Origin of the sequence: Spirulina major PCC 6313 (genome assembly GCF_001890765.1) — a bacterium.
Taxonomy (GTDB): domain Bacteria; phylum Cyanobacteriota; class Cyanobacteriia; order Cyanobacteriales; family Spirulinaceae; genus Spirulina; species Spirulina major.
The window spans coordinates 2,653,460-2,673,319 of sequence record NZ_KV878783.1 but is presented as its reverse complement, the minus strand read 5'-3'; the positions used below and the strand labels follow the sequence as shown (position 1 = coordinate 2,673,319).

Here is a 19,860-nt window from a genome sequence, read left to right as displayed (position 1 = left end):
TTGCCGGAAGCTGGTGAGGCAATACACTCTCAATCCGATTAGGATTATGCATGTAGGCTAATTCTTCATTCTGTGTTGTGCATCATGACTGTCTTGTCTGATCGTTTCTGGGGTCGATATTACGTCCTGTCTCCCCTTGCTATGCTTATGGGGCTTGCCATCGCGCTACCAATGGCGGCCCAAGCCCTCCCCCACCAGCCCACCGCCTTCGACTCCCTCCAAAAACCGGAGCACAAAGCCAAACCCGCGATCCTCAGCCAAGGGAATCCCGACACCCCACCCCTCCCCCTCCATCGTCAATCTGTGCCCCGCCAACCCTTTCAGCCCCAAATCCTACCCCTCGTGCCCCAGGGCAACCCGGACACCCAATCTACGACCGAGCGGCGCATTACCCCCAATATTGCGATTATTACGCCGTCGGCCTATGGCGCAAGTGAGGGGGATTTGGCGGTGGGGGTGGGGGTGCAGGCGCGATCGCGCTTTAGTGACCGAGGGGATGGGGTGATCGGGGCCAAAATTGGCTTTGGGGATAGCCGCGAAGCGGTGGGGCTAGAATTAGGGCTGGTTTTGGTGGATTTGGATAGCCCCTGGAGTGATGGGGCGTTTAATTTTAAACTGCACCGTCAACTGAATCCCGATCTTGTTGTGGCGGCGGGGATGCAGTCCATCGCCCGCTTTGGCGACACCGACAGCGAAGCCTCCCTCTACGGCGTTGCCACCCAACGCTTCACCCTCCGCCCCCAAATCACCGATCCCCTCAGTCAACTCTATCTGTCGGTGGGGATTGGTAACGGTCAATTTCGGTCTGAGGCGGATGTGTTGGCGAACGAAAGTAGCGTTGGACTGTTTGGGAGTGTGGCGCTGCGGCTGACGGCGGGGTCAAGTGCGATCGCCGAATGGACGGGGCAAGATTTAACCATCGGCATGGCGTTCGTGCCGTTTCCCGATCACCCTTTTGTGATTGTGCCGGCTTTGAGCGATCTCACGGGCAGTGCGGGGGATGGGGTGCGCTTCTTATTTTCAGCGAGCTATAGTTTTTCGTTTTAGGCAATCCATCTTCTGTCAAATTGCGGAGAGTTGTGATGAACCAGCGTCGATGTTTGCACCCGTCCCGTACCGTGGGGTTTGGACTCATGCTGAGTCTGATGATGGTGGGTGGGACTGCGATCGCCCCTAGCCACGGCCAATCCGGCAATCAATCCGACGTGACCGCTCCCAACCCCGTCAACGTCATGCCCGCGATCGACACCGAAGACCCCCAAGTCCAAGAATTCACCAACACCAACACCCTCAGCGAACAAGTGGATCGTGTCGCCTACGAAACCAAAATCCAACAAATTTCCACCACCGAAGCCGTCCAACTCCTCGAAGAATACCAAGCCTTTGAATTTTGCAACCTTTTAGACCTAGACCGTTGTGGAGAAGTCCCCAGCTTAGAAACTATTCTTAATACCCTCTATACCACCTGGCAAGAAACCAACAACAAAACCGCCTTAATTTATGTCGTGCAACTCCCCACCGCCCTGCAATTGGTTGCGATTACGCCCCCCACTACGCCCATAACTAACACCTCCACACTTCAGCAAAAAATCAGTTCTGTACAGTCGATTACCATCCCCGTCGAAACACGCGCACAAGTCGTGGAATTAACCCGCACCCTCCGCCGCAACATCACCAATCGCCGCCTCAGCAGCGATCAATATACCCGGCCCGCCACTGCCCTTTATGACCTGTTGATCGCCCCCTTAAAACCCATTCTTGATGATCAAGACATTGAGCATTTACTCTTTTCGTTGGATCAGGATTTACGATTGTTACCCTTGGCGGCTCTGTATGATGGTGAGGAGTTTTTAATTGAACAGTATGGGGTGGGGATTATTCCGAGTTTTGGCCTCGTAGATACAGGCTATCAAGACATTCGATCCCAGTCATTACTCGCCATGGGAGCCTCAAAATTTACTCAAAACTCTGACTTGCCAGCGGTGGATTTGGAACTGGATTTTATTACTCGTTTAGGGTGGCAGCATCAACTCTTTAAAGATGAGCAATTCACCGTGGCGAATTTCATGGCCGCGAACCAAGCGAATCAATTTGGGTTAATCCATCTCGCCACCCATGCGGAATTTAACCCCGCCAATCCTCAACCTGCTTATCTTCAATTTGCCGATCGCACGGTTAGTTTTACGGAATTGCGGGAATTGGTGCGATCGCTCGGTTGGATCGACTCGGCCTATCCGACGGTGGAACTGCTGATCCTCAGTGCCTGCGAAACGGCGGTGGGCGATCGCGCCAGTGAACTCGGTTTTGCGGGGCTGGCGGTGCAATTGGGGGTGAAGTCCGCTTTGGCCAGTCTGTGGCGGGTCAGCGACCTCGGAACCCTCGCCCTGATGAGCGAATATTATCTCCAACTCCGCCAAACCCCGATTAAATCCCAAGCCCTCCGCCAAGCCCAGATCAACCTGCTTCGCGGTCAAGTTCGCCTCACCGCCGATACCCTCATCCTGTCCAATGGGCAACGCCTCCCCCTGCCGCCCCGCCTCCAACTCGAAGCCCGCCAAGATCTCCAACATCCGATGATTTGGTCAGGGTTTCAATTGGTGGGGTATTGGAATTAGCGACAGATGCGAGGGGTTGACGCAATTCCCTACTGAAAATCTTCTTCAAAGGTAGCGCGGGTCAACGGTTGCCGAATCAACAAACCCTCACCGCCGAGCACCTCTAAGGGTTCAGACTCCACCGATAACCACACGGGCGTATTCGCATCAATGCTGCTGGCGGTGTAGAGAATTTGAGCGACGCGCCCGGTCATGGACATCGTGCCGCCGCCGTTGGTGAAATCTGTGGAAAGGTTGATGTGAACGCCGTCGTTTTTCACCTCTACACCTTCAAGGCGGGTGCTTACCGGGATTGTGGTGCTGTGGGTTTCCGCATCGGGGCCATCGAGGAGGGCTTCGAGGGCGGCGGTGAGGACGATATCGAGATTCGCTTCGGATTTGGCGGTGGTTTCGAGGGGGGCTTCGACGAGTTCTAGGGTGTTGCTGTTGGTATCAAGCCAATAGACGGCGGCATCGGTGGTGCTGACGGTAAGATCGGGGTCAAATTTCGGGGCGTTGTTGGGGGCATTGGCGGGGGCGATCGCAGCCCCCGGATCTTCTGTGCCTGCGTCGGCGTTGTCATCTGCATCGGCGGGGGGTGCATCCGGTTCCGCTTCGTCGGCGGGCGTTTCGACGGTTTCGGTGGGGGTGGGTTCGGGGTCAGGTTCGGCGGCAGGTTCACCAGAGGGGGAATCGGTACAACTGCCCAAGGTGATCGCACTCGCTGCGATCGCAACAATGAGCCAGTGGTTAAAGGAACGGGGCAACAGCATGATCGGGGTCTCCTAGGGCGTTACTGAGGGCTAATCCGAACAACACCGGCAAGGGTGAGGGTTTCGGACTCTACTTCCAATTGTAGGATGCGAGCTAGGATGCCCTGGGGGTCGAGGGACTCTAAATTAATCCGGTTTTGCAGGTTTTCTTCCACGATCGCTTCGACAAACGGCGACAAACGCCCCCCATTGAGGCTAATCGTCGGGTCGGTAAATTCCACCTGTGTGCCATCAATCACGGCCAGCCCGGCGGCAAATTCCACCAGGAGGGTGGCGGTGGGAGATTGCACCGTCGCCGCGATCGCCATCCGCCCCGACGCTTGAAAATCCACCGTCAAGGCTTGCAGGGTGTAGGTTTGATTCCCCGGCAAACTACCACTCAACCGGGTCACGAGTCCCTGTAAGCGTTCCCGAAATTCCGGAGCCGCCAACGCCGCATTAATATCCGCTTCATCCAAGACCAAGCGCGTGCCGAGGGTGAGGGGCGATCGTAAACTCTGGCGCGGATTGCCCCCCTGTTGCAACTGCTTCAAATTCACCGACACCGGATCAGTTTCAAGATCAAATTCCCTCACCCGCAAATAGGGCCGCAACTGTAACCCCTCCGTTGCCAACCGAATTCGATCCACGTTTCCACCCAATACTTGATAACTAGGGGTGTTATCAATCCGCACGACAATTTCATCACTACCCGGTAAACGATTCTGCAATTGCCGCTCAATTACCGTATCTAAAATAAATCCCGTCGGCGCAATTCCTGCAATCAAGCCCGCCAATAAAACTGTTAAAAATTCCATCACTCTAACTCCTCAAAAGTTCCTAGAGTGGGCATCGCCCACCATGATTAAAATCGTGATTACTTTCTACAATGTCTCCCGTTTTAAGGGGATTAAAATCGATCGCCATACCCTGGATGACTGGGGATTTTGGTGGCATTGTTTGGTGGTGGGCATTGCCCACCCTACTCCGTTTGATTTGGTGTAATTTACCCCCGTAATTGCCGCAACAGATTGAAACAAGTGGGGCGTAACGATTGGGGAACATAGGATAGAACCTGACCGATCGCAGCCTTAGGGGAGGGGGGGACTTGGGTTAATAAATCCTGCCCGCTCTGGGTTTCGCCGGTTTCGATCAGGCGTAAGCCTAAGAGTAAGCGGGTTTCATCAAGGCGCGATCGCCGCACTGCTTCGAGCTTATCACTGTCAAATTGAAACGCCTCTAAATACGCACATTTATCCCGCAGATAGACCACCGCCCGCCCTAGGGTATTTTGTTCGGGATGACGACGATACTCCATCAAACGTTCCGGTAAATAGTAAGCCGTTTTTTCCGCCAATGCCAACCGTACAAAGAGATCATTATCTTCGCAATTGGTTAAGCCGGGTCGCATAAAATCGACTTCTTTTAATACCCTGGTGCGAAATAAAGTTGCCCCCACTTGAAAGCTTTGTTTTTCAAACACGGTAACGAGGAGATTTTTAACAATCCCTGGCGGTAGGGTGGCCCGCCCCCAGCGGCGCGAATTTTCCTCAGTCAAATCAAGATGACGCTGATTGTCTGCGCCAATAATCCAGTGATCCGTGCCGACAAAATCTACTTGGGGATGGGACTCTAAAACGGCGATCGTGTGGCTTAAAAAATCAGGAGTGAGGCGATCGTCATCGTCAAATTTAAGGAAATATTGCCCCGTGGCGGCGAAAAAACCGGAGCGCATATTGTTGCTTTTGCCGATGTTTTGGGGATGACGGAGGTACTGAATCCGAGGATCGGCGGTGTATTGTGCCATCAGGGTGGGGGTGGGTTCTGAGGAGCCGTCGTCACAAATGATCAGTTCCCAATCTTGATAGGATTGCTCTAGAACGCTTTCGATGGCGATGCGCAGCAATTCGGCGCGGTTATAGGTCGGAATGCAAACGCTGACAGTCGGCACGGGCGGATTAATTGCGGTTCACTTTGGTTATACCCCATCTTAGCGATGCGAATTTTGATGCTTTCCGCGACGTTTCCCTATCCCCCCACCCAGGGGGGAACTCAGGTCCGCACGTTCAATCTGTTGCGGTATTTGGGCGATCGCCACACCATCACCCTCGCCACCCAACGCGCTCCCGGCACAACCCCCGCAGAGATTGCGGCGTTGCGGGATCATGTTGCCGAGTTGCAGGTGTTTAAGCAGCCCCCTGCCCCCACGGCCACGATGACCGCCAAACTGGGCCGCTTTGCCCAGAGTTGGCTGACGGGGATTCCCGCCCATGTGCGGAGTAATTGCGCGGCTCCGATGGCGGCTTGGGTGGCGGATCAGGTGGAGTCCGGGGTGTTTGATGTGGTGACCTGCGAGCATAGTGGCAATGAAGTGTATGTGCGCCCAGGCTGGCAGCATCGGCTACGGACGGTGGTGAATATTCACAGTTCCCTATCGGCAACCTGTCGGCAACAGTTGGTGATGGGAACGGCGGAACAGGACTGGCGCGATCGCCTCAACCTCCCCCTCTTAGAACGCTACGAACACCATTTTTGTCACAAGTTTTCCGAACTAGTGGTGACGACCCCAGAGGATCGCGCCCACTTTGAAACCCTCAGCCCCGGCTCATCAATGACGGTGATTCCCAACGGTGTGGATCTCGATCTGTTTCCCGTGCGACAGGCTGATCCGGGGGGAACAACCTTGATTTTCTGTGGGGCAATGGACAATCAACCCAATATCGACGCGGCACAATTTCTCTGCCGGGAGATTTTGCCAGCGGTGCGGCAACGGTTGCCGGAGATCACAGTGCAGTTGGTGGGGGCGCGGCCGGTGGCGGCGGTGCAAGGGTTGGGGGCGTTGCCGGGGGTGACGGTGACGGGAAAAGTCCCCTCGATGGCGATCGCATTGCAGGAGGCGACGGTCTGCGTGATTCCGATGCGCAGCGGGTTCGGGATTAAAAATAAAACCCTGGAGGCGATGGCGGCGGGGGTTCCGGTGGTGGGGAGCGATCGCGCCCTCGAAGGCCTCACGGCTGATCCCCATGCCGCGCTTCGGGCCAACACAGTGGAAGAGTTCGTCACCGCCATTACAGCGTTGTTGCAGCATCCGGAGCAGCGGAGAGCGATCGCCGCTGCCGGTCGCGCCTTGATTGAGCGAGAGTTCACCTGGGCGGTGGCGGGCGCACGCTATGAAGCGGTTTTAACCGGAACGTCTGGATCGCCCTAACTGTCGAGAGTTAAGACGGTATGGTGTATTACAGGACGCAGAACGAAACCCACCCCCTGTGGTATCCGGTGAAAAACTGTCCCCTACGTTAAATCGTCTAGCCGACTGTTATGAGTGAGCCAACCTTTGATTATTTTGCCTATGGATCTTGCATGTGTCCGGTGGATTTGAAGCGATCGCTCGGTGAACCCATGCATCCCTACGTCCTTGGCCCCGCCACCCTATCGGGCTATCGTTTGGGGTTTAATCGTCGCTCCCAACGGCGGAATTGCGGGGTGTTGGATGTGGTTCCTGATCCCAACCATCACGTGATTGGGGTGCTGTATCGCCTGCCCTGGCGGTTGAGCGATCGCCTTGATCAGCGCGAAGAAATCCCCACCCAGGGCTATCGCCATGAATTCATCAGCGTTGAACACAAAGGCCAACGGGTGGACAATGTGCGCACCTATGTCGTTGTCCACAAACTCAGTGCCGAACTTGCCCCCAATGATTGGTATTTCAACGTTGTGCTGCGTGGCGCGGTCACCTGTGGCCTGCCGGAGTATTACTGTTGGCAACTGTTTAGCCAGATGCGATCGCTCCAACAGCAGCAACCCCCGATCCAACTTGCCGCCTAACCCCAAACCCCACCAAAATCTAAAATAAAATTGCCCAAAACCACCCCACCGGGCAATCCACCCCCACAATAAAAACGGAATTACCGTCAACCACTCACGGAGCTCTGGTTATGACAGAACACAAACGCATCGGTATCCTAACCAGCGGGGGTGACTGTGCAGGCTTAAACACCATCATTCGTGCTGTTGTGAAGCATGCCACAGCCCACTATGGTTGGGATGTCATTGGGATTAAAGGCGCAACCAACGGACTCATGCAGCGCCCCCCCCAGATCATGCCCCTCAAACTCCACAAAGTCGATCCCCTCCGTACCCAAGGCGGTACTATCCTCGGCACCACCAACAAAGGCAACCCCTTTGCCTTTCCCATGCCGGACGGAACCCTAAAAAACCGCTCCGAAGAAATCATTGCAGGTTATCACCAACTGAATCTTGATGCCCTGATTGGCATTGGTGGCGACGGCAGCCTCGCAATTCTCAGGAAACTTGCGCAACAGGGTGGCATTAACCTGATCGGCATCCCCAAAACCATTGACAATGACGTGGGCGAAACCGAACTCTCCATCGGGTTTAGCACCGCTGTAGACATCGCCACCGATGCCCTCGATCGCCTCCACTTCACCGCCGCTAGTCACGATCGCGTCATGATCCTCGAAGTTATGGGGCGGGATGCGGGCCACATCGCCCTCAATGCCGGGATTGCCGGGGGGGCTCACGTTATTTTGATTCCGGAAATTCCCTACAGACTCGAAGCCATCTGTAATACCATCCGCGAACGGCAAGCAAACGGGTTTAATTTTTCCGTGGTGATTGTGTCTGAAGCAGTTTGTAATGCCGAAGGGGAAACACTCCAGAAAATCGAGCAGTTCGGCGAATGTCGCCTCGGTGGGATTGGTCAATATCTAGCCAACGCCATCACCCAGCACACCAACGCCGAAACTCGCGTTACCGTCCTCGGCCATATTCAACGGGGCGGCATCCCCTCCCCCACCGATCGCGTTCTCGCCTCTGCCTTCGGGGTGGGCGCAGTGGATCTGATTGCTGACGGCAAATCGGACATGATGGTGACCTGGAAAGATCACCAAGTCATGGGCGTTCCTATCCTGGATGCGATCAAGACCTACCGCACTATTGACCTCCAAGACACCCTTGTGTCCACAGCGCGGGGGTTGGGGATTTGTCTCGGCGATCGCTAACCACAACGATCATCCGGCATTGCGCCACTCTGCCTCACCGGTGGAGCCTGTCGCAATGTGTGGGTTGAGGTGCGATCGCACCTCAACCCACAGCAATAGGTTGATAAAGGGCAAGGGATGATCCATGCTCGAAGTGAAAGCCCCTCATCTCGTTTCAGAATTCACCAATATTCTCGTATATTCACTTAAATTCTTGGCAAATGGATACCGAGAGGTTATTCCCCATTTATCCTAGAATACAATCAAGCCTAGTGTTGATGTGAGATGGGAGATCTAGTTTTCACCGTAAGCGCCGATAAAATGACCAATCCAGGGGCTCAGCAGATTGTTGAGTTTATGGCATTCGTTCAGACGCAATCCTAGCGATTCGTCATAGTCACCCAATGACATGGCATTTTATTCGTTCTCCGTCAATGCACCAGAGGATACAGGTGTAACCAAACGACCGAATGATCTTGATCGATGATTCTGGCGGTTGACATTCGTCCCCTGGCTTATCCATGACTTGGCTTCTTCCCAATCCTGACCCTTTGATTGGGCTAACCCTTGCAAATTCTTGACGACAACATGACAGGACGCAGAATATTGATTTTCGTCGTATTGGTACTGTGTGCCATGGCGGCTGTTCTATTTATCAGTAGTGGCTTTAGCGATATCACCGGCCCTATCTTGATCAGTATTTTGCTTGTTGCTGTGACGGTAATTATTTCGGTGGGTTCAACGACCGATTTTTATAGTGATTTAGTGGAAGGGTTTCGCAGTGATGCAATTCTGAAAAAACCAGCCTGTCGCTTCTATCTCTATGGTCGGGGCGGTAGTGGTAAAACGACGCTGATTAAGAGTTGGTTAGGGGGAGATATTCGCCCGGAACAATCGACGAAGGATTTTGCCTATTATGCGTCTGAGCGCTATATCGATCTTGAAACGAAGCGCAAATGTAATGTGATTATTTCGGACTATCAGGGTCAGTCTCCGTCTCAAAATACCCTGAATGTCTCGTCTCAGGTGATTGGAGATCCGGGTAAGCGCTTGGTGAATGGGGTGCTGTTTATCGTTGATATTGCGCCTCGGATTGAACGCAATAATCAGCCGTTAAATACCGAAGAATTGATCGAATGGCTGTCAACGGATACGGAAAATAAGATCCGTAAACGGGTTGAGCAGCATATGGAATATATTGTGCCGGCTATTTTAGAGATTGTGTTTGCGACGGTATATAGTAAGAATTTACTGAATGTGACGTTGATTATTAATAAGATTGATTTGCTTGAAAAAATGGTGTCGATGGGCTGTTTGCCGGGGGTGAGCTTGGCGAATGTGGATGAATATGCCCGTAATTTATTTAAGCGGATTGAAAATAATGTGCGGGAGGCGTGCGATCGCGTCACCACGCCGGAGCACACGATTGAATTCACCATCTCCATCGTCAGTGCGGCCACCGGCACCTGCGTCGCCCAAACGTTTAATAATGTGGTGCGCCGCTATGCGAACCCACCGGCGACGATAACCAAAGAGAAGACAAGCCGACGGCGGATCAAAGGGGCGTAATCTCAACGTTTCCCCGGTTTGCCCTGAGAACTCGCTAAAATCGAACAAAACCACTGGAACCAGAAGCAGGATAGACGATGATCCCAACCGTTATTGAATCCTCCGGGCGTGGCGATCGCGCCTTTGACATCTATTCCCGTCTCCTGCGGGAACGGATTGTCTTTCTCGGCCAACCCGTCACCGATGAGTTAGCGAACCTGATCGTCGCTCAACTCCTTTTTCTCGAAGCCGATGATTCGGAAAAAGATATTTACCTCTATATCAACTCTCCCGGCGGCTCCGTGTCGGCGGGGATGGGCATTTTTGACACGATGAATCAAATTCGCCCCGATGTATCCACGATTTGTGTGGGTTTGGCGGCGAGTATGGGGGCTTTTTTGTTGAGTGCGGGCGCGAAGGGCAAACGCCGTAGTTTGCCCCATTCCCGGATTATGATCCATCAACCCCTCGGCGGGGCCCAAGGTCAGGCGACGGATATTGAAATTCAAGCCAAGGAAATTCTCTATCTCAAAGCCTTGCTCAATCAACATTTGGCGAACCATACCGGGCAACCCCTCGACCGGATCGAGCGGGATACCGACCGCGACTTTTTCATGTCGGCGCAGGAGTCGAAGGACTATGGGCTGATTGATGAGGTGATTGATCGGCGACCGTCGGCGAGTCAACCGGTGTAGGGGCAGGGGGGCGATCGCGCTTCCCGCTTGAGATCTTCAAAGCTGTAGCGCAGGTCAACCTGCGCTACGCTAATTTTGAGCCGTTTTCCCCGCGTATCCCCGTCGCACGGATCAAGCACGGGAGGGAAACAGCACCACACCGTAAGACCGGAGGACTATGTGGGATCAAATTGCCCAACAGATTACCACTTGGACAGATCAGCCATTCACGATTCAGGATCGCCAATCCGTGGGTGGGGGCTGCATCAATCAGGGCTATCGAGTGAGTGACGGCGATCGCAGCTACTTCATCAAACTCAACGCAGCCCACCAAGAAGCCATGTTCCAGGCTGAAGCCCTGGCCCTACGTCAAATGGCCACCACCCACACCATTCGCGTCCCGCACCCCATCGGCGTTGGCGTGGCCGAGCGCTCCAGCTACATTGTGATGGAATGGCTCAACTTTGGCCGGGGAGCTTCCCAAAGTTGGGCGCAAATGGGACGAGACCTCGCCGCCCTCCACCAGGCGACCGGCTCCAATCAATTCGGCTGGGATCAAAACAACACCATCGGCTCCACCCCCCAAGTCAACACCTGGACAGATTCTTGGGCGGACTTTTTCGCCGAGCATCGGATCGGGTTTCAACTCCGCCTCGCCCAGCGGCGCGGCGGTTCGTTTCCGGCCACCGCCACCGTGATCGCAAAGGTACGCGACCTCCTCGCCGCTCATCACCCCCAGCCTGCCCTGGTTCACGGCGATCTCTGGTCGGGGAATGCGGCCTGTACTGTGGATGGTGTTCCCGTCATTCTTGACCCGGCGCTCTATTGGGGCGATCGCGAAACCGACATTGCCATGACGGAACTCTTTGGCGGCTTTCCCGCAGCCTTTTACAGCGGTTATGAAGCCCTGTTTCCCCTAGATTCCGGCTATCCCCAACGAAAAAAACTCTACAACCTCTACCACATCCTCAACCACTTCAACCTGTTCGGCGGTGGCTACGGGGGACAAGCGGCCCGGATGATTGATCAGCTTTGAGCTCCGTAACAACCTAAACGCAAGCCATCTTACATATCTATAAACACGCCAGACAAGGGGCTTCATCCCCTTGTCTCCCTCGCGATCGCACCGCACAAAAAATCCCCTCACCCCGTGGGCATGAGAGGAATTATCCAGAGTAGCAGTTTAAAATCTTAGTCCGCCGCATTTAAGCGGGCATTGGCTTCCACAAACCCCCGCCGCAATTCGACCATCGTTTGAATCATATTGCTTTCCAGTTGTTGCAACAGTTCAGGATTGCTTTGCACCTGTTGATAATCTTCTTGGATACTTTGCAAGCGTTGGAGATAGGCTTGAGCCTGAGTCCGCTCATCTCCACTTAAACTGTTCAACTGGCCACTCACTTCGGCAATTTCGCGATCCAATTCAGCCGCTCGCTCAGCACTCCCCACGAGATCCGCCAGCAAGATCCGCCGTTGCAGCAATTGGATCGGCCGCAACATGCCATTGTAATAGCGGCCGACAAAATCAAACCGCCGCAGAGCGGCATCGGCTTCGGCGGTACGCCCTAAGGTACTGAGGGCCTTGACTTTGCCATACCAAGGCATTGGATCTTCATCATTAATCGTAAGGGCGCGATCGCACGCTTGCAATGCCGCCGACGCATCGGAAGCCGTTAAACATTGCTCCGCAATACGAGTAAACTCATCATTAACCGTCACTTGCTGGGCCTGGGCTGAAGCCATCCCCCACTGAAAACTAGATAAACCCGTGACAATCACAAGCGCGATCGAAAATAACCAAATCTGAAAACGTTTCATGCAAAATTGTTGCTTAATTTGCTATCACCATTATTCCACCCTTTCCTACCAAAACCCGCGACGACCATGAGGTAAAACCGTAGACCAGTTCGTTTTTGCCATCGCCAGTTGATCCTCCGAGATCTTCGCATTCGTCAAATTCGCCCCGCACAAATTCGCCCCCCGCAAATTCGCCCGACTTAAATTCGCATGGCTGAGATCCGCCCCCCGCAAGTCCGCCCCCTCCAAATCCGACCCCGCCATATAAGACCGCCCCAAATTCGCATCCCGCAAATTCGCCCCCGCCAAGCTCGCCCGGCCAAAATCAGTACCCGCCAAATTTGCCTTCTGTAAATTTGTCTTGCGCAACTTAGACTGGTGAAAAATTCCACCCTCTAAATTGGCCTCCATCAGCTTCAACTGACTCAGATTCTGTTGGGCAAAATCCCGCCGCCCCTTCGTATAAGCCGTCAAAACCGTTTCCACATCCAGCCGCGCCGCCGCCCGCCGCCGACTCCCCGGATTACCGCTCGCAGAATCCGGCAGCCGACTCGCGGTACTGCGTCCCGCCACACTGGAACCCCGGCCAGGATATTTCCCCCCACCCATTGCATCCATATTTGCACCCCCGCCCGTCTTTTGACGGCGGGCCCGTCGTTCTCGGAGCTTCATCGCTAGGCGCTCCGTGGCCGACAGGGTGGGCGACGAAGCCGGCATCACTTCATCATCGCTAGAACTGGCAAGATTTCCCCCCGGATTCGGATTCGGGGCCGTCACCAACGACTTCGCCAAGTCATCCATGTACGGCTCCATATCAAGCGCATTCAAAACCTCTTGGGCATTTTGATAGCGATGTCGAACCGAAACCTCCAACATTTTTTTCAAAACATTGGCAAAATTATCGGAAATATCCACATCCTTGCGCCACAGCATTTCCCCGGTTTTTTGATCATAGTCCAGATCCTTCGGCGACTTTCCCGTAAGGAGATAGATACAAGTCACCCCGATCGCATAAATATCGCTGGCAAAAACAGGGCGTAACGCCATCTGCTCCGGCGGTGCAAAGCCAGGAGTCCCGATCGCAAAGGACGTGAGAGCCGTTTGATCAGAGCTATTGGTGGAATTTTGGGGATTAACCTTATTTTTGACCGCACCGAAGTCAATCAAGACGAGCTTTTTATCCTGTTCACGCCGAATTAAGTTGGCCGGTTTAATGTCGCGGTGAATAACTTTATTCTCATGAATGTATTGAATCATCGGCAAAATTTCACTCAGAAATTGCCGTGCTCCGGCTTCAATAATCGGCCCGTGACGCTTAATTTCCTGTTGTAGATTCAGCCCTTTTACATATTCTTGGACGAGATAAAAATCCTTGTTATATTCAAAGTAGTCTAGCAAGCGGGGAACTTGGGGATGATTCCCAATTTTGCCCAGGGTTTCAGCTTCCCGTTCAAATAGCTCCTTCGCCATCTGGAAGATTTGCGGATCATTGCTAGAGGGACGGAGTTGCTTAATCACGCAGGGGGGATGCCCCGGCAGGCCGTGATCTAAGGCGAGGAAGGTGGTTCCAAAGCCTCCTTGGCCGAGAGACTTGACTCCACGATAGCGATCGCGCATCAACATCTTAGAACCACAAGTCTGACAAACTTCGGCCGAATCAGGGTTCTTTGGTTGAGTACAGGAGGGATTGAGACAGTAACTCATGCAGCGTTCTCAAAAGCAGCAGCGTTGTCAAGAGTAAGTATTGAGTAAGGGGTAGGGGTCATTCCCCTCAGTTCTAGTCCCCACCAATCAGTGCTGTTAAGGTGATCAACACCTCAACTCCTCTCTCATCAATAGCATATCCTACTTTTCCTCAAAGTCTCTTGCTCTGCCGCATCGAGTCTTCCTTTCGGCATCATTCTGTAACAAATAGTTTCGTTTATTTTGGCCAGAAAAATACACCATTACTATTCATTTCCACAGCGAAAATATTCAGTATAAATACAGACACTGAAATAATCACTGGCCAAGATAATCCCTGATCCTCGATCGCCCTTGATCACAACAGTCCTAAAACCATCCTGATCTCCCTCAATCGCCCCACGGACATCCCGGAGCCGCAACAGGGTTAAACGCAAGTTTTGGGCATCTGTGTCGGAACGCAGGGCAAAACGGTACTATGGATAGTCGGGTCTTTTTCAAGAAACAACATTACTCATGCTGGTTTCCGTTCACTGGTTACAGACATTCGTTCCCCTCAGCCTTACTCCGGAAGAACTTGCCAAAACTCTGACCATTGCTGGGTTTGAAGTGGAGGGTATTGAAGACCGCCGCACCTGGGCTGATGGGGTGGTGGTGGGTCAGGTGCTGACGCGAGAACAGCACCCCAATGCGGATAAGTTGAGTGTCTGTACGGTGGATGTGGGTGCAGCGGAGCCGTCTACGATCGTCTGTGGGGCGAAAAATGTGGCGGCGGGGCAACAGGTGGCCGTGGCACTGCCGAAAACCTATTTGCCGGCCATTGACCTGAAGTTAAAGAAAACGAAGTTACGTGGGATCAAGTCCGAAGGGATGATTTGTTCCCTGTCGGAATTGGGTCTTGAAAAGGATTCGGAAGGAATTCACGTGTTTACGCAGCCGGATTTAACGCCGGGGGATGATGTGCGGCCGCTCTTGGGGTTGGATGATGTGGTGCTGGATGTGACTTCGACGGCGAACCGGGCCGATGCGTTGAGTGTGGTGGGGATTGCGCGGGAAGTGGCGGCGTTGACGGATGCGGTGGTGACGTTACCCGATATTCCGGCGGTGACGGCTCCGGTGAGCGATCGCCTCACGGTACAGGTGACTGAATCCGCCGCCTGCCCGGCCTATTTCGGCACGATGATCGCAGGGGTGACGATCGCACCCTCTCCTGATTGGCTCCAGTTCCGGCTCCAAGCGGCAGGGGTGCGACCGATTAATAATGTGGTGGATATTACTAACTATGTGCTGCTGGAATGGGGGCAGCCGTTGCACGCCTTTGATTGCGATCGCCTGGAGGCGATCACCCACTCCGCAGCCCTCACCCTTGGGGTTCGCTTCGCCCAGGCGGGGGAAACCCTCAAAACCTTAGACGACCAAGACCGCCCCCTCCAACCCCAAAATTTATTAATTACCGCCAATGATCACCCGGTGGCCCTGGCCGGGGTGATGGGGGGAGCCAGTAGCGAAGTCCACGGCGGCACGGTGAATCTACTCCTCGAAGCGGCCCTGTTTGATTCCGTGGCGATTCGGCGATCGTCCCGCGCCCAAAGTTTGCGCACCGAAGCCTCGACCCGCTACGAGCGGGGGGTGAACCAAGCGGAACTCGAACAGGCGGCAAATCGTGCGATCGCCCTGATCCTCGATCTCGCTGGCGGCACAGTCACCGCCCAAGGCCGTCACGATGGCCGCCCCGCTCCCGACCAATGGAGCCGCCAAATTCCCCTCCGCTTGGCCCGGTTACAGCAGATTCTCGGCCCCGTCAAGACTGGCGAGATTATCGCTGCGGATGTGGAGCGGATTTTAAGCGCCTTGGGGTGTCAATTAGCCCCCACCGCCCCGGAGCAATGGATGGTGACGATTCCCCCCTACCGTTATCGAGATTTAGAGCGAGAAATTGACCTGATCGAAGAAGTGGCGCGGCTCTACGGCTATGACCATTTTTGCGACACCCTCCCCAACAAAACCCAACCGGGGATGGTTCCCTTCGCCACCCAAGCCCGTCAACAGATCCGCAGTCTCTGCCGCGCCGCTGGGTTAACGGAATTGGTGCATTATTCCTTGGTGAAGCCGGAGCAAGCCCAAATCACAATTTCAAACCCGCTGCTCAGTGAATATTCCGCCCTGCGTTATGAGTTAATCTCTGGGTTGATCGATGCCTTTGTCTATAACCAAGCGCGGGGGAATGGGGCGTTAAATGGCTTTGAGTGGGGTCGTGTGTTCTATCAAGATGGGAAAAAACTCTGTGAACGGGATGCGATCGCGGGCATTCTCGGCGGCGATCGCGATGTCATGGGCCGCTGGGCTACGGGCGGCAAGGGTCAACCCCTCACCTGGTACGAGGCCAAGGGGGTGCTCGAAAGTATCTTCGCCGCCCTCAAGATCCCCGTCACCTACCAACCCCACGCCGACGCGCCCCAACTTCACCCCGGCCGGACGGCATCGCTTCACATCGGCGATCAGAACCTGGGCATTTTTGGGCAACTCCATCCGGAAGTGCGGCGCGATCGCGACTTGCCCGCAGCGGTTTATGTGTTCCAACTTGATGCAGCGGTGTTGTTAGCGGCGATCGCCGCCCAAGGCACAGCCGATTTCCGGGGCTTCTCCCTTTACCCCGCCGTTGAGCGCGACTTAGCCTTCTTTGCCCCCGTCGATCTCACCGTGGCCGACCTCAGTGCTGCCATGCTTACCACCGGCAAAACCCTCCTAACCGGTGTTGAACTCTTTGACGACTATCGGGGTGACAACGTCCCCGACGGGCAACGGAGTTTAGCCTTTAGTTTGGCCTACCGAGCCAGCGATCGCACCCTCACCGATGACGACGTTGACCCCGTTCATCAAGCCATTCGTGATGCCCTCGTGAGTCAATTCAACGTCACCTTGCGGAGTTAACGTTAAGCGCATCCTATCGATGATGAGAAGCTACGTCCCTTGGCTGAGGAGGCGCGATCGCATCTGCGCCACAAAACTCGCCACCCTGCCCGTCTGTTGGGTTTGAGCGATCGCGCCTTGAATCCCTTGACTGAGGCTGTCCCAGTTGAGGGCCGATGGCGGTTGGGTGGGGTCTTGTTGTTGGAGAGCGTCGATCAGACTCAACCCCACAATCCGCGTTAGGTACGCCGCGCTGATGCCTTGGACTAACCCCCCCGCCGCATAGGTGACGGGGCTACTTTTGAGCACAGCGGTGATCGTTTGGGTGGAAAGTTCCACTGCGCCGAGTTTAAGGAGAAGTTCCCCGATGGAACGGGCGGCGGGCTTGGCTTGGTCAAGGGCGAGGGGTTGGCCGTGGAGTTGGGCGAGATCAACGAGTAATTGGGCATTAATCGCAACAGTAGCCAACAGATCCAAGGCGGCGACAGGGTTGGCAAAGGCAGCGGTGGCGGCGATCCATTGGTAGCGTTCGAGGATCGGGAGAGCGCGATCGCGCCGTGCTCCGTTTAAGGCCGCTTTCACCTCCGTTTGGATCGCCATCACCTGCCGCCACTGTTGAGCGCGGGCGATCGCCTCTGTTTCCGTGGTGAGTTGAGCGAGGCGGGGGAGGAGGCTGTCCAATTCGGGAGGGCGGGGTTCTTGGAATTCACGGATCGAGCCGTCGGCCTGATGTTGACGGACGGTGATCGGACTGGGGGCGGCGGCGATCGCCACCACATCCGCCGCTGCAATCCATCCCTGCACCCGCTGGCGCAGCGTATCGAGGAGGATGGCCCGCATCTCTTCAGGATATTGGTCTTGCTTGGTGAGAATCAGCAGGATCGGGTAATGCTGTTGTTGCCATTGCTGGAGATGCTGCAATTCAGCGGCGGTGAGGTCGCCATTGACGAGATACAGGAGAGCGGCAGTTTGCGCGGTCGGTGTTGCGGTTTCGACATTGTGCCAGTGGGGATCATGGGGTAAAGCCTGCTGGAGGGCGGTTTTACCCACCCATGGGGAGCCGACGATCGCAGCGGTGAAGGGGGACGAGTCGCCTTGTTCTAATTGCGCCAACCCCTGATCCCAGACCCGTTGATCCACCTGGGGGCATTCAGTGGCGAGGAGTTGGCGCAGGGTGTTGAGGTGGGTTTTCGCGGTGGTGAGGTCGGCCGCTGTGAGGGGCGATCGCGGTTTGGCTACGGTGGGGAGGGAGGGGCGATCGCGTCGGAACCACCATAGCCCACCCCCGATCGCCATCAGCCCCCAGAGGCTCACCGTCCCCCAATCCAATAGCGAATCCTGGAGGGAAATCCAACCCCAGAGCGCAAACGATAACCCCACGCCCCCAATCAAAATCGGTTTCCGAACCCGAACCCCCATGCCCTTGTCTCCCGCAACTGTCTTCCTTCCATCCTACCGGGAGACTGCCCCCCTTTCGCGCTCCCCGGCTGGATTGAAGTCCAGAGATCAGGCGACCCGTGAGCAAGTCTGACGTAGATGTTGAATTTTCAATCAATGTTGATTATAATTTCAAGTATCCTTTCTCCCCTCTTCACGATGCAGTTTGAAAAAATTGATCTGAGTAATTTGATTGCGATCGCCCATGACGACCATGGGTTAGGGCTGTTAATCGATCGCGGTGCAGATCTCGAATATCTCGCCGTCCCAGCCCCGATCCAAGCCTATGAAGGGTTGCAACAGGTGGCGGACTTGGTCAGTGGGGCAATCCCGGCATTGGACGCGCCGGAATCGTTACCCACACCGGCTTCCCACTGCACCCGTTCCCTCAGCTATGACCCGGAAACCGAATCATTGCAAATCGAGTTTCACAATGGGGCGGTGTATGAATACGACCAAGTCGAGCCGGAGGTGTGGGAGGAACTGTGCCAAACGCGATCGCCCGGTCACTATTACAATCAGGTGATCAAAGGTGCGTATCCTTCCGAGCGTCTTAGTTAACCCCCCTGCACCCAAAACCCTCAGATGTGCGTAAAATCGGGAGGAGTGGGCGGGTTGCGCCGCTCCTGCCTGTATCTGTTGAGATTGCCCTGTGCCGCAAAATCTAGCCGAAGAAGCGATCGCCGTCCTTCTTGACCTCGCCCAACGGGGAGAAATTGACCCCTGGGATGTGCAGGTGATTGACGTGATCGATCGCTACCTCCAAAACCTTGTCCGTCCCCAAGCCCTCGAACCCGATGCCGCCGACCTGCCCCAATCGGGTCAAGCCTTCCTCTGGGCCTCGATGCTGGTGCTGCTCAAAGCCCAAACCCTCGAAGCCGATCAAAACCCCGAACCCGACGAACCCGAAGACTTTGGCGATGATCTCGAACCGATGGAACGGGAATTACCCGCCCGGATGGAACGCCACATTCGCCGCCGTCCCACTGCGCCGCCCCTGCGTCGTCGCCGCGTCACCCTCCAGGAACTGATCGCCCAAATACAACAAATGGGTGCAGTGCTAGACCGTAAACCCTTGCGATCGCGCTCCCCCTCACGGGGCTACACCCGCAAAGAAGCCGTCAAACACATTACCCAACTCGCCCACGACGAAAACCTGACGGCAATGGCCGCCCAACTAGAGCAATTCGTCCGCGAAGTCCTCCCCCATAACCCCGACCACACCGACACCACCATCCTGCTTGAACAACTGGTCGAATGGTGGTCTGCGGCCCAAACCAAGCCCGCCACCACCCATGAACGAGTGGGGGTATTTTGGGCGCTGTTGCTCCTCAGTTCCCAATCAAAGGTCGAACTTTCTCAAACCGACTTTTACCAAGACCTCTCGATAAAACCCCTGATCACCTAAGTGGGTTTCAGAAGATGGGATAAAATCGGATCGCATAACCTGTTGAGATAATTCACG

Annotated in this window: 19 protein-coding genes; 12 read left to right on the top strand and 7 right to left on the bottom strand. The window is 54.9% G+C overall.

Translation table 11 applies throughout. The features are described 5' to 3' along the window. Positions 1 to 141: 141 nt before the first annotated feature. Both SPI6313_RS11740 and SPI6313_RS11735 read left to right on the top strand, forming a co-directional pair. Entirely contained in the window at positions 142 to 1,047 is a 906-nt protein-coding gene (locus SPI6313_RS11740; protein ID WP_139276623.1) for a hypothetical protein, read from the top strand. A 35-nt stretch (positions 1,048 to 1,082) separates the two neighbouring features. Next, the gene (locus tag SPI6313_RS11735) at positions 1,083 to 2,615 is read left to right on the top strand and encodes a CHAT domain-containing protein (RefSeq protein WP_072621169.1); all 1,533 of its coding nucleotides are present in this window, start codon (positions 1,083 to 1,085) and stop codon (positions 2,613 to 2,615) included. Positions 2,616 to 2,644: 29 nt separating this feature from the next. Here SPI6313_RS11735 and SPI6313_RS11730 read toward each other — a convergent pair whose 3' ends face one another. Both SPI6313_RS11730 and SPI6313_RS11725 read right to left on the bottom strand, forming a co-directional pair. Further along, positions 2,645 to 3,367, bottom strand: coding sequence for a GerMN domain-containing protein (locus SPI6313_RS11730; RefSeq protein ID WP_072621168.1), 723 nt, complete (start codon positions 3,365 to 3,367; stop codon positions 2,645 to 2,647). 20 nt (positions 3,368 to 3,387) lie between these two features. Then, entirely contained in the window at positions 3,388 to 4,164 is a 777-nt protein-coding gene (locus SPI6313_RS11725) for an LmeA family phospholipid-binding protein (RefSeq protein ID WP_072621167.1), read from the bottom strand. Positions 4,165 to 4,207: 43 nt separating this feature from the next. On the opposite strand from SPI6313_RS11725, the gene SPI6313_RS23545 reads away from it, so the two are divergent. After that, a complete protein-coding gene (locus SPI6313_RS23545) occupies positions 4,208 to 4,351 on the top strand; it encodes a hypothetical protein (RefSeq protein WP_175551123.1) in 144 nt (47 codons plus the stop codon). A gap of 1 nt (position 4,352) precedes the next feature. Here SPI6313_RS23545 and SPI6313_RS11720 read toward each other — a convergent pair whose 3' ends face one another. Continuing rightward, the gene (locus SPI6313_RS11720; protein ID WP_072621166.1) at positions 4,353 to 5,297 is read right to left on the bottom strand and encodes a glycosyltransferase family 2 protein; all 945 of its coding nucleotides are present in this window, start codon (positions 5,295 to 5,297) and stop codon (positions 4,353 to 4,355) included. A 45-nt stretch (positions 5,298 to 5,342) separates the two neighbouring features. On the opposite strand from SPI6313_RS11720, the gene SPI6313_RS11715 reads away from it, so the two are divergent. The 5 genes from SPI6313_RS11715 (at position 5,343) to clpP (ending at position 10,589) form a co-directional block, all read left to right on the top strand. Then, positions 5,343 to 6,554, top strand: coding sequence for a glycosyltransferase family 4 protein (locus SPI6313_RS11715; protein WP_072621165.1), 1,212 nt, complete (start codon positions 5,343 to 5,345; stop codon positions 6,552 to 6,554). 110 nt (positions 6,555 to 6,664) lie between these two features. Then, entirely contained in the window at positions 6,665 to 7,171 is a 507-nt protein-coding gene (locus SPI6313_RS11710) for a gamma-glutamylcyclotransferase (protein ID WP_072621164.1), read from the top strand. 110 nt (positions 7,172 to 7,281) lie between these two features. Then, entirely contained in the window at positions 7,282 to 8,367 is a 1,086-nt protein-coding gene (locus tag SPI6313_RS11705) for an ATP-dependent 6-phosphofructokinase (protein WP_072621163.1), read from the top strand. Positions 8,368 to 8,982: 615 nt separating this feature from the next. Then, the gene (locus tag SPI6313_RS11700) at positions 8,983 to 9,915 is read left to right on the top strand and encodes a hypothetical protein (protein WP_072621162.1); all 933 of its coding nucleotides are present in this window, start codon (positions 8,983 to 8,985) and stop codon (positions 9,913 to 9,915) included. Between the two features lie 77 nt (positions 9,916 to 9,992). Then, positions 9,993 to 10,589: an ATP-dependent Clp endopeptidase proteolytic subunit ClpP gene (gene clpP / locus SPI6313_RS11695; RefSeq protein WP_072621161.1), complete on the top strand. Its 597-nt coding sequence runs from the start codon at positions 9,993 to 9,995 to the stop codon at positions 10,587 to 10,589. On the opposite strand, the gene SPI6313_RS24775 is transcribed toward clpP, so the two are convergent. Beyond that, a complete protein-coding gene (locus SPI6313_RS24775) occupies positions 10,577 to 10,708 on the bottom strand; it encodes a hypothetical protein (RefSeq protein WP_281248390.1) in 132 nt (43 codons plus the stop codon). The two genes, clpP and SPI6313_RS24775, sit on opposite strands and share 13 nt — an antisense overlap. A 38-nt stretch (positions 10,709 to 10,746) precedes the next feature. Here SPI6313_RS24775 and SPI6313_RS11690 point away from each other — a divergent pair, with 38 nt between their 5' ends. After that, positions 10,747 to 11,604, top strand: a complete 858-nt coding sequence (locus SPI6313_RS11690) for a fructosamine kinase family protein (protein ID WP_072621160.1) — start codon at positions 10,747 to 10,749, stop codon at positions 11,602 to 11,604. Between the two features lie 155 nt (positions 11,605 to 11,759). On the opposite strand, the gene SPI6313_RS11685 is transcribed toward SPI6313_RS11690, so the two are convergent. Beyond that, on the bottom strand, positions 11,760 to 12,386 hold the full coding sequence (locus SPI6313_RS11685; protein ID WP_072621159.1) for a tetratricopeptide repeat protein: 627 nt from the start codon (positions 12,384 to 12,386) through the stop codon (positions 11,760 to 11,762). Positions 12,387 to 12,431: 45 nt separating this feature from the next. Further along, positions 12,432 to 14,069: a serine/threonine-protein kinase gene (locus tag SPI6313_RS11680; RefSeq protein WP_072621158.1), complete on the bottom strand. Its 1,638-nt coding sequence runs from the start codon at positions 14,067 to 14,069 to the stop codon at positions 12,432 to 12,434. 495 nt (positions 14,070 to 14,564) lie between these two features. Here SPI6313_RS11680 and pheT point away from each other — a divergent pair, with 495 nt between their 5' ends. Then, entirely contained in the window at positions 14,565 to 16,979 is a 2,415-nt protein-coding gene (gene pheT / locus SPI6313_RS11675; protein ID WP_072621157.1) for a phenylalanine--tRNA ligase subunit beta, read from the top strand. Positions 16,980 to 17,009: 30 nt separating this feature from the next. Here pheT and SPI6313_RS11670 read toward each other — a convergent pair whose 3' ends face one another. Then, complete coding sequence (locus tag SPI6313_RS11670; protein WP_072621156.1) at positions 17,010 to 18,377, bottom strand: YcjF family protein; 1,368 nt, start codon at positions 18,375 to 18,377, stop codon at positions 17,010 to 17,012. 135 nt (positions 18,378 to 18,512) lie between these two features. Between SPI6313_RS11670 and SPI6313_RS11665 the strand changes: the two genes are divergently transcribed. Together SPI6313_RS11665 and SPI6313_RS11660 are read left to right on the top strand one after the other, a co-directional pair. Beyond that, positions 18,513 to 18,956 (top strand): KTSC domain-containing protein, encoded by a 444-nt coding sequence (locus SPI6313_RS11665; RefSeq protein ID WP_217650579.1) that lies wholly within the window; start codon positions 18,513 to 18,515, stop codon positions 18,954 to 18,956. A 91-nt stretch (positions 18,957 to 19,047) separates the two neighbouring features. Further along, positions 19,048 to 19,803 carry a segregation/condensation protein A gene (locus tag SPI6313_RS11660; RefSeq protein WP_072621155.1) on the top strand — a complete coding sequence of 252 codons (756 nt, stop codon included), beginning with the start codon at positions 19,048 to 19,050 and terminating at the stop codon, positions 19,801 to 19,803. Positions 19,804 to 19,860 lie beyond the last annotated feature (57 nt).

Bases quoted from the DNA above. Each gene is read 5' to 3' on its own strand.
- SPI6313_RS11670 (WP_072621156.1), bottom strand. From the start codon at position 18,377: ATGGGGGTTCGGGTTCGGAAACCGATTTTGATTGGGGGCGTGGGGTTA.
- SPI6313_RS23545 (WP_175551123.1), top strand. From the start codon at position 4,208: ATGATTAAAATCGTGATTACTTTCTACAATGTCTCCCGTTTTAAGGGG.
- SPI6313_RS11700 (WP_072621162.1), top strand. From the start codon at position 8,983: ATGGCGGCTGTTCTATTTATCAGTAGTGGCTTTAGCGATATCACCGGC.
- SPI6313_RS11685 (WP_072621159.1), bottom strand. From the start codon at position 12,386: ATGAAACGTTTTCAGATTTGGTTATTTTCGATCGCGCTTGTGATTGTC.
- SPI6313_RS11680 (WP_072621158.1), bottom strand. From the start codon at position 14,069: ATGAGTTACTGTCTCAATCCCTCCTGTACTCAACCAAAGAACCCTGAT.
- SPI6313_RS11710 (WP_072621164.1), top strand. From the start codon at position 6,665: ATGAGTGAGCCAACCTTTGATTATTTTGCCTATGGATCTTGCATGTGT.
- SPI6313_RS11725 (WP_072621167.1), bottom strand. From the start codon at position 4,164: ATGGAATTTTTAACAGTTTTATTGGCGGGCTTGATTGCAGGAATTGCG.
- SPI6313_RS11740 (WP_139276623.1), top strand. From the start codon at position 142: ATGCTTATGGGGCTTGCCATCGCGCTACCAATGGCGGCCCAAGCCCTC.
- pheT (WP_072621157.1), top strand. From the start codon at position 14,565: ATGCTGGTTTCCGTTCACTGGTTACAGACATTCGTTCCCCTCAGCCTT.
- clpP (WP_072621161.1), top strand. From the start codon at position 9,993: ATGATCCCAACCGTTATTGAATCCTCCGGGCGTGGCGATCGCGCCTTT.
- SPI6313_RS11715 (WP_072621165.1), top strand. From the start codon at position 5,343: ATGCGAATTTTGATGCTTTCCGCGACGTTTCCCTATCCCCCCACCCAG.
- SPI6313_RS11690 (WP_072621160.1), top strand. From the start codon at position 10,747: ATGTGGGATCAAATTGCCCAACAGATTACCACTTGGACAGATCAGCCA.
- SPI6313_RS11665 (WP_217650579.1), top strand. From the start codon at position 18,513: ATGTTGATTATAATTTCAAGTATCCTTTCTCCCCTCTTCACGATGCAG.
- SPI6313_RS11730 (WP_072621168.1), bottom strand. From the start codon at position 3,367: ATGCTGTTGCCCCGTTCCTTTAACCACTGGCTCATTGTTGCGATCGCA.
- SPI6313_RS11705 (WP_072621163.1), top strand. From the start codon at position 7,282: ATGACAGAACACAAACGCATCGGTATCCTAACCAGCGGGGGTGACTGT.
- SPI6313_RS11735 (WP_072621169.1), top strand. From the start codon at position 1,083: ATGAACCAGCGTCGATGTTTGCACCCGTCCCGTACCGTGGGGTTTGGA.